Origin of the sequence: Mycobacterium sp. (assembly GCF_052143115.1) — a bacterium.
Taxonomy (GTDB): domain Bacteria; phylum Actinomycetota; class Actinomycetes; order Mycobacteriales; family Mycobacteriaceae; genus Mycobacterium.
Genome location: NZ_JBKQTQ010000210.1, coordinates 1 through 11,974, shown reverse-complemented (window position 1 = coordinate 11,974; position 11,974 = coordinate 1). Strand labels below are relative to the sequence as shown.

11 protein-coding genes and 1 pseudogene are annotated in these 11,974 nt (G+C 63.5%); 7 read left to right on the top strand and 5 right to left on the bottom strand.

Features of this window, described 5'->3' with window-relative positions; genetic code table 11:
• Window positions 1-463, bottom strand: a 463-nt coding sequence (locus ACLQI9_RS21655; RefSeq protein WP_442392162.1) for a maleylpyruvate isomerase N-terminal domain-containing protein, incomplete at its 3' end; no start/stop codon positions are given.
• 240 nt (window positions 464-703) lie between these two features.
• On the opposite strand from ACLQI9_RS21655, the gene ACLQI9_RS21650 reads away from it, so the two are divergent.
• The 3 genes from ACLQI9_RS21650 (at window position 704) to ACLQI9_RS21640 (ending at window position 3,254) form a co-directional block, all read left to right on the top strand.
• The gene (locus ACLQI9_RS21650) at window positions 704-1,450 is read left to right on the top strand and encodes a helix-turn-helix domain-containing protein (RefSeq protein ID WP_442392161.1); all 747 of its coding nucleotides are present in this window, start codon (window positions 704-706) and stop codon (window positions 1,448-1,450) included.
• Window positions 1,451-2,160: 710 nt separating this feature from the next.
• Window positions 2,161-2,922, top strand: a complete 762-nt coding sequence (locus ACLQI9_RS21645; RefSeq protein ID WP_442382450.1) for an SDR family oxidoreductase — start codon at window positions 2,161-2,163, stop codon at window positions 2,920-2,922.
• A gap of 23 nt (window positions 2,923-2,945) precedes the next feature.
• Window positions 2,946-3,254: a putative quinol monooxygenase gene (locus ACLQI9_RS21640; RefSeq protein WP_442382449.1), complete on the top strand. Its 309-nt coding sequence runs from the start codon at window positions 2,946-2,948 to the stop codon at window positions 3,252-3,254.
• A gap of 337 nt (window positions 3,255-3,591) precedes the next feature.
• On the opposite strand, the gene ACLQI9_RS21635 is transcribed toward ACLQI9_RS21640, so the two are convergent.
• Together ACLQI9_RS21635 and ACLQI9_RS21630 are read right to left on the bottom strand one after the other, a co-directional pair.
• Window positions 3,592-5,133, bottom strand: a complete 1,542-nt coding sequence (locus tag ACLQI9_RS21635) for an amidohydrolase family protein (protein WP_442392160.1) — start codon at window positions 5,131-5,133, stop codon at window positions 3,592-3,594.
• 145 nt (window positions 5,134-5,278) lie between these two features.
• The gene (locus ACLQI9_RS21630; protein ID WP_442392159.1) at window positions 5,279-6,091 is read right to left on the bottom strand and encodes an SDR family NAD(P)-dependent oxidoreductase; all 813 of its coding nucleotides are present in this window, start codon (window positions 6,089-6,091) and stop codon (window positions 5,279-5,281) included.
• Window positions 6,092-7,114: 1,023 nt separating this feature from the next.
• Here ACLQI9_RS21630 and ACLQI9_RS21625 point away from each other — a divergent pair.
• Entirely contained in the window at window positions 7,115-7,246 is a 132-nt protein-coding gene (locus ACLQI9_RS21625; RefSeq protein ID WP_442382446.1) for a peptidoglycan-binding domain-containing protein, read from the top strand.
• Window positions 7,247-7,365: 119 nt separating this feature from the next.
• Here ACLQI9_RS21625 and ACLQI9_RS21620 read toward each other — a convergent pair whose 3' ends face one another.
• Entirely contained in the window at window positions 7,366-7,752 is a 387-nt protein-coding gene (locus ACLQI9_RS21620; protein ID WP_442382445.1) for a VOC family protein, read from the bottom strand.
• Here ACLQI9_RS21620 and ACLQI9_RS21615 point away from each other — a divergent pair.
• From ACLQI9_RS21615 to ACLQI9_RS21605, 3 genes and pseudogenes are all read left to right on the top strand, one after another.
• A pseudogene (locus ACLQI9_RS21615) lies at window positions 7,751-7,888 on the top strand (serine/threonine protein kinase); the annotation flags it as partial. The gene ACLQI9_RS21620 and the pseudogene ACLQI9_RS21615 sit on opposite strands and share 2 nt — an antisense overlap.
• 678 nt (window positions 7,889-8,566) lie before the next feature.
• The gene (locus ACLQI9_RS21610; RefSeq protein WP_442382454.1) at window positions 8,567-9,019 is read left to right on the top strand and encodes a Crp/Fnr family transcriptional regulator; all 453 of its coding nucleotides are present in this window, start codon (window positions 8,567-8,569) and stop codon (window positions 9,017-9,019) included.
• Between the two features lie 427 nt (window positions 9,020-9,446).
• Window positions 9,447-11,021, top strand: coding sequence for a serine hydrolase domain-containing protein (locus ACLQI9_RS21605; RefSeq protein ID WP_442382453.1), 1,575 nt, complete (start codon window positions 9,447-9,449; stop codon window positions 11,019-11,021).
• A gap of 324 nt (window positions 11,022-11,345) precedes the next feature.
• Here ACLQI9_RS21605 and ACLQI9_RS21600 read toward each other — a convergent pair.
• The coding region (locus tag ACLQI9_RS21600; RefSeq protein ID WP_442392158.1) for a M15 family metallopeptidase at window positions 11,346-11,974 on the bottom strand (629 nt) is incomplete at its 5' end.

The window sequence follows — 11,974 nt, the reverse complement described above, 5'->3', positions numbered from 1 at the left end:
CGGCCGGCGGGGCCGGTGTGCCCAGCGCCGGGGCGATGTCGTAGTGCAGGTGGGTGTGCCAGTCGAACACCAACGCGCACGCCAGGAGCCGGGCCGGGTAGCGGCCGGTGGCACCGAGCGGCACGGGGATGGTGCCGAGTTTCCCGCGGCCGGACACGTCGAAGGCCACCAACGCGACGGTGCTCCACCGCGCAAACTCGGCCAACACCCGACTGGTCAGCCACGACCGGCGACGATCGACCATATGGTCGTTGTTGCGCTCGAGGTCTTCAGTCCGCAGCAGGTGAATCATCTCGGGACTGAACAACACTCGGCAGCTCGCACCCATGTGGGCGATGACGTCGCGCACCCGCCACCCGGCGGCGCGGCTGGGGGTATTCCACTGCTCGTCGGTGAGCTCGGCGCAGTAGTCGAGGACGTCGTGGCGCTGCACCTTCAGAGCGAGGATCCTGTCGTGGGCCACGTGTTCTTCCTGCCCTGTGAGAGACATCCGTCCAGTCCGAATCACGCCGACACTACGCCCAGCCCGCTCGCTGAAGGGCCATCTGACTCAGCGACAAGGAGCACGTCATGACAAGCACGCCGCAAAATACCGAGTCGCAGCGTCCTACCGATCCCCGACCGACCGTTTCTCGATGATGTCGTTCTTCTCCTGCGGATCCGGTCCTGTCAGCAGGTGATGGTGCCTGGCTAGGTTGGGGCGATGGACGCAACCACCGCAGCCTCGACCGTCGCTGGCCCCCTCGGGGACCTGGCGGCCAACTTCTACTTCTCCAAACAAGCCGTCGCCCGCGGCGAAGCCATCGGCCTCGACGTCATCTCCCTTTACGGTGCCGGTCGAGCATCCATGCTCGGTGGCGTCGACCCGGAGACGGCCGACGCCATCTTCTACTTCTTTAAGCCCGGCGTGATCGCCGCGGTGGTGACCCGCGGTCGCAGCCTGGCCAGTGACGACGCGATCGCGGCAGCCCACCTCGGTGCCGCCGACGACTATGCCGAGGATGCCTTCGCTGCAGTGGATTCGGCCACCCTCGGCGCGTTCACCGACGCGGTGGGCGCTCTCGTCGCAGCGGTTCCCTCGGGCTCCTGGCCGCTGTTCGATGGCTACCGTTCAGCCCCAGCAGCGCCGACGGCCGCCGCTCGGGCCTACCGGGCCGCCATCCTGTTGCGAGAGCTGCGCGGCGGTGTGCACACCGATGCGGTGAAAGCCACCGGGCTCTCGCCTGTCACTGCCTGTCAGTTCAACCGAGACCGAGACCTCGATAACTTCAAGATGCACGGTTTCTCCGAGGAGGACCTGGTCGAATACACCCCCGAGATCGAGGCCCAGCAGGCTGCTGCCGAAGCGGCGACGACCGCGCAGATGGCGGCACTGTTCGCCCCGCTCCCGCAGACCCAACTCGAGGCGATCGTCGCTGGCACCAATGCCCTCGTAGCCGCCCTCGGCTAATGCTGCTCCTTGACTAGACCCGCCGACCCAGGAGTCCCTGGGTCGCCGCCGCGGCCGGGGTTGGTCTGTGTGACCCGCGGCACGCGCAGCTCTTTCCGCACCCATCCAACAGTCGAGCGAACCTTCGCCGAAGACAAACGCTGCGCCCGAGCCCGCCCCCACGCTCGTTGAGGGGGCCGCCGCGCCGGTGGAAGCGGCGGACGGGCGTCGTGGCATCCCGCGCCTCGTGAAAGGCTCGTCCCCAAGCGGAAGCTCTTGACGCCGTCAAGACCCGAGAACGAATCCGCAGGTAACGAGCGGTATTGAACCGGAACGAGACGTAACGAACCGGCAGCTCAGAAGGCAAAAGACCAGGTAGAGCGGCGGGTTCGATTCCCGGCAGCTCCACCAGCATTTGTGCAGCTCACCGTTGCCAGGCACAGCTGGAGGACGGATCGGCCCACGGTGTGCGGTCGAACTCCACGCGGTGACATTGCCAGGCTCATCAGGGACTCCAACATCCAGTGAATCGTTGATAACTAGAGCCCCGACCAAGCTACGCACGTCGCAATGCGCACGTACCCAAGGGATGGACCGATCGGCGCATTTAGTTATCTGCTCGCGCCCCGGGTCTTCGTCATCACATCGAACGCTCTGGCGCTTTCCGATTGCCTCAATATTCAGTGGACGACGTGAATCATGGGGGGATCAGGGGAGTCATCGGAGGAATCATGAGCAATGAGGGCAGTCTTGTATCCGTTTCCGTTCAGCGCGAACCGGAATTGGTTGGACAGACCGTTGTCTTCATCGGCGGCAGTGCAGGCATCGGGTTCGCGACAGCTCGGCGCGCCCGCGCGGAGGGGGCCGATGTCATCCTTACCGGCCGCAATCGCGACCGGCTCGAGCAGGCGGGGCGTGAAGTCGGCGCGCGACGAACCGCGGCCTTCGATGCCAACGACACAGGTGCCCTCCAGAAGTTCTTTCAGGAGCTGCCCGCACCGATCGACCATGTCATGGTCACGGGCGGCGGTCCGCGCTACGGGCCGTTGCTTGACATGGATATAGCCGCCGTGCGCGAAGTCCTCTGCGGGCACGTGATTTTGGGGCTCGAGGTCGCACGCAACGCCAGGGGCAAGATGAGGCGTGGGGGCACGCTGCTGCTCATGGGTGGCACCGGCGGGCGCCGGGTCAGTCGCGGCTTGGGGATTGTCTCTGCGGCCACCGCCGCCCTGCCTCCGTTCACGGCGGCGCTCGCGCTCGAACTTGCGCCAGTGCGCGTCAATCTCATCGCGGCGGGCTTCGTAGACACTCCTCTGTCGGCATCCCTCCTCGGCGATCGACTCGAGGAGCGTCGCAGCGAACTGAGGGCAACGCTTCCCATCGGGCGTGTCGTCGGCCCCGAAGACGTCGCGGCGCTCGCCGTCCACATCATGACCAATACGGCGCTGACCGGTGCGACGTATGACATCGATGGCGGCCAGCAATTCGTCTGACCTGATGAAAGGAAGCATCTGAAATGAGCATCGTCCTCGTTGTGACGGCCTTTCCTATTCCCGAGCACCGCGCCGAGGTAATCGCCGCCTTCGAGGCGGCGATCGCTCGGGTCCACGATGAACCAGGCGTCGAACTCTATGCGTTACACGAAGGGCGCAACCGATTGGTGATGATCGAGAAGTACGCGTCGGAGCAGGCGCGATCGCAGCATTCCAGGGGCGCTGCCCTCGCAGATCTGCGGTCCGCTTTGGAGGGCAAGCTCAGTCGCGATCTCGACGCGCAGCTGCTCGTGCCGCACCCAGCCGGGAATCTGGAGAAGGGCATGCTCTGACCGCGGGGCAGCGCCGATCGCTCCTCTCCGGTCTGGCGCTTGGTCACGGCGGGGGCTGACATACTTACCATCGCACCAACTGACAGCGCATTCGAGACCACGGGCTGCCAAGCCTGGACGCCAGTTCAGTGAACCGCCGTGGTCGTGTTGACGCCGAACAAGTTTCGCGTATCCCGAGGTAGTTCGCGTCGCTGCCGCGGGGGCGGACAAGCTTCAGCGCCGCATCATTGCCCTCTGACGACACACCGGCCGCATACAGCCACCGATCCCGCCACTCCTGAACGTCATGTCCGGGGCCATATGCGGGTGCGGCGCTTGGACGGTGTTGCCTGGCCGATCAGCTGACGAAGTTTCTCGCGAGCTGATGCATGCTGAGTTGTGCGAGCAACCGCGACGCGTATTCGCTGAATTTGTTCTCGAACCGCGCAAGCTCTTTGCGAATTGCCTTATCTAGATCCTCTGCGGTTACGAGCGCTCCCCGCGCGATGGTTGCTATCAGGTCTTGCTGGACCGACCACTTTGATTCGCGCGGGTCCGTGCGGCTGACGATGAGCTCGGCGCGTGCACCCTTGGCTACGGTTCCCACTGTCGGGAGCCCGAGAACTGAGGCCGCTGTCGCTGTGGCCATGCGGAAAGAGTCCCGGCGCGGTATTCCGGCGTGGTCGAATGCGTCGAATTCGCGGTGAAGCGCGACTCCTGGCGCGGCGAACGGCTGCTGCGTGTCGGTGCCAAGGAGCAGCGTCGCGCCGTCGTGATGTAACTGGTTGACCAACTCGCGCTTGCGCTGAGCAGCGCGTCGGCACCGATCGAAGTCCTCCTTGGGGATGTTTCGATAAGCAGGGGCGCCTGTTTTGGGGTTCCACACGACCGCCGCGTAAAAGGAGGGCAGCGCCCGGGCCGTCGGCTCGCTGAGCGCCTCCTGGTATCGCTCGAGATCCAGAACGCCGGAGGCAAGATCGAGGGTCGGCGTGAGGGCCAGCCGGTGTTCAACGGTTGCGCGGCGGACGACGTCCATCCTTCGCTGATCGACGGCGTCCCAGTCGATCATGCGGTTGAAGATGTGGTCGCGCCTGATGCTCCTCGGCGGCGGCACCCCGAGTAGGTGCTGGCTGTCCGGTAGCAGGGCTTCCTCGTGGCCGAGCCCGTACGGGACATGGCCCAGCACCCCCATGCCCGCATCGGCCGCGGCCCGCTTGAGTGCGTCGATCCGCGGGAGATCCAGGTTCTCGTAGGACTTGACCCATGTCGCACCAAGAAACTGCAGCCGCTTGACGATGCCGGGCGCCCTGGATGGATCGTCATACGCAAAGGAGTTGGACCAGCGCGCGGGGCCGGCGTTGACGAAGCCGTAGGCGTAGTGCATCTCCGGACCGGGCAGCGCCTCGGAGGCGACACGCGCCAGCGCGGCCGGTGTTGCCGTCCCGTCGGTGTCGCCGGCGTCGCGAACGACCGTGATTCCGTGGCGAAGCATTTGCAGCAGGAAGATGTCGGTGAGCCGGAGCACGTTGGCGGGGGGCATGTGCGCGTGCATGTCGATGAGCGCGCTGGCCACAAAGCCACCCCTGGCGTGCTCGACAACGCTCGCGCCGGGCGGTCGGCTTGCGGTCCCGGTTGCCGTGATGCGGTCGATATTGCCCTTGGACACAAGGACATCGACGTGTTCTTCGTCAGCACGGTCGGTGTGTGCGATGGTGACGTCGGGCAGGACGAAAGGTTCGCGAATTGTCGTCAGAATCGGACCGCGTGGAGACAGGGTATGCATCCAGGCGTCGCGTCCAAGGCGCCGGAAGGGGGTGTTGTGCCGCAGCGGCGGGGCGGGTTGGCGGCGTATCACGGACAGGTTTGGTGTCGCACAACAGCCACCGTGTACGAGGCTCATTACGGCGCGTTCGAACTCGTGAAAGGTGCTATCCGGCCCAGAGCGGCGGGCTGAGCTGGGTGACAAGGGGGCGGTCATCGTATGTCCTCGCCGGAGGAATCGGTAGTGATGAGCGACAGGATCAGGCCGCCCTGGCGAAGCCCCGTCACGGCTGACTAGATGTATTAGGCCGACTTGGAGCTACGCCCCGGCCCGAAGCATTTAGCATCGCCTCGCGCACGCGGGCCGCGCCGGACACCCGCGCAAGCCTGCCGACGAGTACCGGCGCGAGGCCGCCGATCGCGGCGCTCAACCGCACGCTGCCCACGGCCACTGTGGTCTCGGGCCGATCCCGCTCGATGGCGCGGGCCACTGCGCGAGCGACATCCCGCGGTGAACTGGTGCCGGCGTGGCGGGGCAGGGCGACGCCGGACCGCGCGAACATGCCCACGTCGCGGATGGGTCCGGGAAAGACCGTCGAGACGCCGACGCCAGTGCCATGCAGCTCCTGTCGCAGCGCCAACCCAAGCCCGCGCAGCCCCCACTTGGTGGCGGTATACACCGTGCCGTTGCCGGATGTTGCGACAAGGCCGGCCACCGACGAGATAAACACGATCTGACCTTGCCGCCGCTGTTTCATCGGTGCCAGCACCGCGCGCGCAAGCTCCGCCGGGGCAAGCAAATTGATGCGGATCGCCTCGTCCAACTCGACGTCAGTCAGATCGCCAAGGTCTTCGGGAATCTCGATGCCGGCATTGGCGACCAGCACATCCACGGGATCTGCCTTGGCCAGCAGGTCACGCACTTGCTCGGGCTTGGTCAGATCCGCAGCAAAACAGCACGCCGGCGGACCGAGCTCCGTGACCAATCGCTGCAACTCTGACTCGCGTCGGCCGGTAAGAGTGAGCGCACATCCCCGTGCTGCCAACTCGCGTGCGATCGCGCTGCCGATGCCCCCGCTAGCCCCGGTGATGAGCACGCTTCGACCCTGGAGTCGCACACTCAAGTCCTACCACTAAGCGGGCGGTGTGGAAGTGGTGGCGTCGCTGGGAATTAGCAAAGGTCATTGGCCGTCACTGCCTCTCAGGTTGGCTGTTGACGCCGTCAACACCTTTCGCGTATCCGCAGGTCATTTCGCGTACTTTCGCGTCGTTTCACGTACCTTAATTCGGTATTTGCCCAGGTCAGTGCGATTTCTCTGCCGGTTTCGATTCCCGGCAGCTCCACTGAGAAAGTGCTGGTCAACTGCACAAAATACGAAGAATTTCCCGGTCCGCTCGTACCTCGCTCGAAACCATATTGGATTTGAGTTTAAATAGGTTTGGTTGCGATTGGGACAGCCACGGAGGAGTCCGCACCACATCCCGTACTGGCCCAAGGAATACGTAATGGCCATCCTGCGACGCAACGTCGAGTTTGCCTACAGCATCGCGAAAGCACGTGACAACAAAGCCCACCGCTACGGCGGTTGCTGGGTCGCCGACGACGTCTGGAGGACCACAGACTGCAGCGGGATCGTCACCCACATACTTGACGCACTGGTGAATGGCACCAGAATGACATGGTCGCGGCATTACCTTTGCACCGAGTCGTATCGGTACGTCGGGGGCGCTGGCTCTAAGGGACCCTTCGGCACAATCCGCGTCGCCAAGCCCGGTGACATTCCCGACGACGCGGTGCTGCGAATCGGTTTGATGCACGGCCCGGGAGGCGGGGACGACTCCCACATGACTTGCACACTTGATGCCGAGAACAACGTAGCTATCGAATCGTCAAGCAGCCATGGGCAACAGGTCGGCGGTGCCGCCCGCGGCTACGACCACCCGATCTTCCATGACTGGTTTTACCTTCCGGGCCAATCACCGACGACGAGAAGAAGGTCAGCCACTACCCCGTTTACCCGAAGCAACTCATACTCTTGCGGCTGGGGTCGACGGGCCCGCGTGTGCGAGAGTTGCAGAAAGTCCTCAACAGAGACTATCCGCTCTAGTCCGACCTCCACGTGGACGGGCAGCATGGGCCTCAAACCGAGGCCGTCGTCAAGGAATTCCAGCGGCGCGCGGGCCTCACAGACGACGGTGTCGCCGGCCCGGCGACCTTGGTCAAGCTCGGCCTGCGAACCACGACAGACTGATCCACAAGCGGTGCCTGTCAAGCATCGATGCAATGTTGAGAAGTCGCCGGTGCAAGCCGCCGGGCTTCACGGCCACCTGCTCACCCTTGACGGGGGAGCGCTCCGCCGGTGTGCGCAAGCTATTCCGGCTGATTCAGCTCGAGCAAGTTGCCGAACGGATCGTGCAGGAAGGCCTGGTGCCCGGCGCCCGGGATAAACGGGATCCGGTGCACCTCGATGCCCTGCTCTTGCAGGTCGCTGATGGCGGCATCGATATCGTCGACTCGGATCGCAAAGTGGTTTGCACCGAGTGGCTGGGTGTCGGATTCCATCAGGTGCACCTGCTGGCCGCCAGCGTCGAGCCAGTACCCCGGGCCGAGATCGGGGCGCGGCAGCTGCGTCATGCCGAGCACGTCGCGATAGAAGGCGAGACCCTTCTGCGCGTCGGCGACGCAGATGGCGACATGGTGTACACCGGCTGGCTTCATCGCTTGATTCTGCCTCAGCCGCCGGGCGGCGTCGGCCATGCCGCTCCCGATTGGTGAGGCGTTCCCCAGATACAGGATCGTCCGGCTCCTCGGCTCCGGTGGCATGGGCGAGGTCTATCTGGTCCGGAATCCTCGGCTGTCTCGTCACGACGCGGTGAAGGTGCTGCCCGCCGATTTTCCCACCCGGTTGGGTACTGCTCTCGGGAATACTCTGCTGCAACCAAAGCATCAGCAGAGAGGAACCCCAGCGATGGTCACGACACGTGTCGAAGCGGCGCAGTACCTCAAGGACGCCGGGGGGTTGAAGCTTGTCGTTTTCGGACCGGATGGGCACGAGGTCGCGGCGATGTTCGTGCAAGGATCGGTGGCATACGACGACGAGGAAGCCACCTTTATTGCGGTCGCTGAGGACGGCCACACGGTTGGGGAACTGTTCGTGGACGAAGCGGTCCGTTACGACGAGAACACCGACGCCTTTGTCATCCGTACCGCGCAATAGTCACCGGTGTTATCCGGTGCCACTGGCCTCGTATGGGTGATTGGGTGGATGTGAGCGGATGAGGACAACCGCGCATCACCCTGGTCTTGGTACCGGTACTAGATAGCCATCGATCCCGGGATTGCTTGCACGGGGCCGATGAGCGAATTAATTACCCAGTCGCCCTACGCGCCACCGGACTGCACCCAAACCAACTATCCACCGTTATCGGGCGTAGAGGTCGACCTTCGCAACAAGTAGTCGACTACTCGTGCGAGCCCTTAGGCGACAGCCGTAGCTTCGCAAGAGCATCGCAGGAAACGCAAGGAGGCAGCCATGGTCACCTGGACGCACATCGCGCATCGGGAGCCCACTATGAAGTTGGATGGAACACATGGGGAAGACGCCCGTCGGCTACGCGAGTTCATCGCATTCGACAAGTTTTCGGATGATGAGCTGGAGCGTCTCGTCCGAGCAGCCCATCACACTTCGACGTCCGTGCCGTGGCCGCTGATTCATGAGCAGACTCCCTCAGACGCCTGCTACATCCTGCTCAGCGGGGAGGTAGGAGTGTACGTCGGCCAGGACCGCATTGCCGTGTTGGGGCCGGGCGAGGTGATCGGCGAATCTGTGCTCCGCCCTGGCAAACTGCGTTCTGCGACCATAACGACGACCGGGGCGGCCGAGGTGCTGCGTATCGAGCGCGATGATCTCGCCAGCTTGCTCGACGAGATACCCGCGCTGCGTGAAACCTTGGACGTGACTGCCGCGCGACACACCGCCCGTTGTCCTCGCCCAGCCGACGAAGCCGAAACCGAAACGCTCTAAGGTAAACGCCTCAGTCCCGGCGGACTTTGATCGACCGGTTCGAGCAGGCCGCCAACACCGCCGGTGTGGGCGTCGCGGCCTCGCTCGAGGATGCGCTCACCCAGTGGATCGAACGAAACATCACGGCGGAGTCATCAGGAAATGATTCACAGCCATAGTCGGCGGGCTTCGAGATCGTCTCTTGGCCGCGGGTGAACCACCCGAGCCTCCTATTCTTGATTACTTTTGGGTGGCTGGCGAACTTTGAAGCCGTGGACACCGAGACCATGCGCCTTCGCCCAGGCCTGCAGTAGACGATGCTTGACAAGCCGCTCCGCCGGATCCAGCATCATGGCGGGACGACCACCTGTGGAATTCCGTGAACGCGGCGGCCGGGAATTGCGTGAACGTTGACAGCTCCCTTAGCAGCATTGGCTTCGGTAAGCCGATGCGAAAGGCAATTGCTGTTGGAACTGTCTTGCTTGCACTCGTTGCGGCTTGCTCGCGTGGCTATGCAGCACACACAGCGGTAAGCGACAGCGCGCATGCAACGCAGGCGCCAGCTGCGGCTCCCACACCCGACTTGCCAACATTCTCCAAGCTGCGCGATGCGGCTACTGCACCTGATTTCGCGGCAGTGTCAAAGCTCGTGAACGATGCGATTGCGGCACATAGGCTGCCGGGTGCTGTGGTTGTGATCGGGTACGGCGGCAAGGTCGTCTTCCACCAGGCTTCTGGCTCGCGCAAGCTTGCGGGCGAACCTGGGCTAGATGGATCGCCTGCGCCTGCGGAGCCGATGACCGAGGACACGATCTTCGACCTGGCGTCGTTGACGAAGTCTCTCGCAACGGCGACTGCCGTCATGCAGCTTTACGAACAGGGCAAGGTTCAGTTCGACGATCCCGTGCAGACGTATTTGCCTGACTTCAACACGGCGAACGATCCACGGCGTGCAAAGGTGACCGTTCGCATGTTGCTTACGCACACTTCGGGCGAAACGGGGGATGTCGACCTCAAAGATCCGTGGGGACTGGACCGAGCCGAGAAAACAGAGGGCATCCATCGCGCGCTCACCACGCCGCTGGAGTCAGGTCCCGGTGAGGTTTTCCGCTACTCCGACATCAACTACATTCTGCTTGGCGCGCTGATCGAGGAACTCACCGGAGAGTCAGAAGACGATTACGTTCACCAAAATGTATTTGCGCCGCTTGGCATGGAAGAGACCCGCTATCTTCCGCCAGCCAAAGCATGTGGTCCACACACGATGAGGGGAGCTGCGATTGCCTGGGCTCCCGCGCCAGAAGGCCGCGTGCCGGTCGGTTGTCCCGCAGGTACGTGGGACACCGGTCTTTTGTCGCGCATCGCACCGACAGCCCATGACGACGAGAACAGAGCCGACCCGAGCAAGAATCCCGATCTTGATTACCTGCTTCGGGGCACGGTGCATGACACGACGACGCGGCGCATGGGGGGAGTGGCTGGGCATGCCGGCGTGTTCTCGACGGCACACGACGTCAGCATCTTCGCGCAGGCCCTGCTAGATCGGCTTGCGGGCCGTCCGAGCAGTTTTCCGGTGAAGCAAGCGACTGTGGAATTGATGACGACTCCCCAGCAGCCCGGACATACAGCTGAACAACTCGAAGCGGCGAACGATGGCGCCCGAGAAGCCGTCGCAAAGAGACCGAACACAACAGATCCGCTGCTCGCTCCGAAGTATCCGGCGATCAGGGGACAAAACCTGCGTGGCTTCGGCTGGGATATCGATACGGCCCAGTCCACGCCGCGAGGCATGGTCTTTCCGATCGGTAGCTTCGGCCACACAGGCTTTACCGGAACCTCGCTTTGGATAGACCCGGGCTCCGATACCTACGTAGTTCTGCTCGCAAACTCAATTCATACGCGAGGCAGTCCACCCCTCTCGAATCTGCGAGGTGAAGTTGCGACGGCGACGGCCCAGGCCTTGCGCCTTTACAGCAGTGCGCCTTCGGCCACGACTTCGATACTGCCCGGCAGACCTCGGTGAAAGTACAAACCCCGTCATCCGCTGTCTCCGTAGCCAGGGCATCTATATAAACGCCCTTTGCCGAACCCACGACAGGGATCGCCACCACGGACAAGAGCTGCAGTAAGGGGGGCTCGGACCGTGATTCAAACTTGGTCCGAAGAACGCGAACCGGTAGAACTATAAATTCAGTTCGGCTTGCCAAGAAGGGTTTTCGGCGTCTCCCCTCTAGGTCGTCGCAACAGTTCAATCCTGACCGAAGGCTCAACCCCTCTCGCGGGATGTGCGCTCACAGAAGGGTCGGGCACCGTCGACAGGAGCTAACGTCTCAGTAGGCGGAGAGGCTCAAGGCCGCTCGAAGTGTTGGTAGTCGGGAGTCGTCCAGTAGCCAGCCCACCGCCAGCCACGCTCTGTGAAGATGTGCACGGCTGGGTCGCCGTTGTGTAAGAGTCCCGGGTCGGTGCGGCTGCGGTCCAGATAGGCCGCCGCGTTCTGCGGTTCGAAATACCCGCTGGCGTAGAGGCACGGGTTGACAAGCGGATTGAGATCGATAGCCCGACCGTAAGCGTGTGGAGACCATTCGTTGGTTCCTGGGATGCTTCGGCAGTTGAACGCCGAAGTGTTGTTGTCCTCCATGGATAACTCATCATCGGCGTCCGAGTAGTGGTCGACCGTGCGGATCTTTTCGACGGGATAACCCAGTCGGTAAAGCTGCTCGAAGATCGCGATGACCTCCGGCACCAGGTCTTCATGCACGATCAGCTCGCCGCGGTGGGTCTGGCCGTCGAAACCGATGTGGTCGACGTTGACCCGTCGCCGCCGCCCCGGCTCGACGGGGCAACCCGGCCGCCAGCTCGCGCCGAGTTCGGCGGCGGTGACCGGCTCCACGGTCCCACCGGCAGGTGCAGGCGGCGCGCTGGCCGACGACGACGCGGCCGACGGTGATGGTGTAACGGCCGGTGATGGTGTGGCCG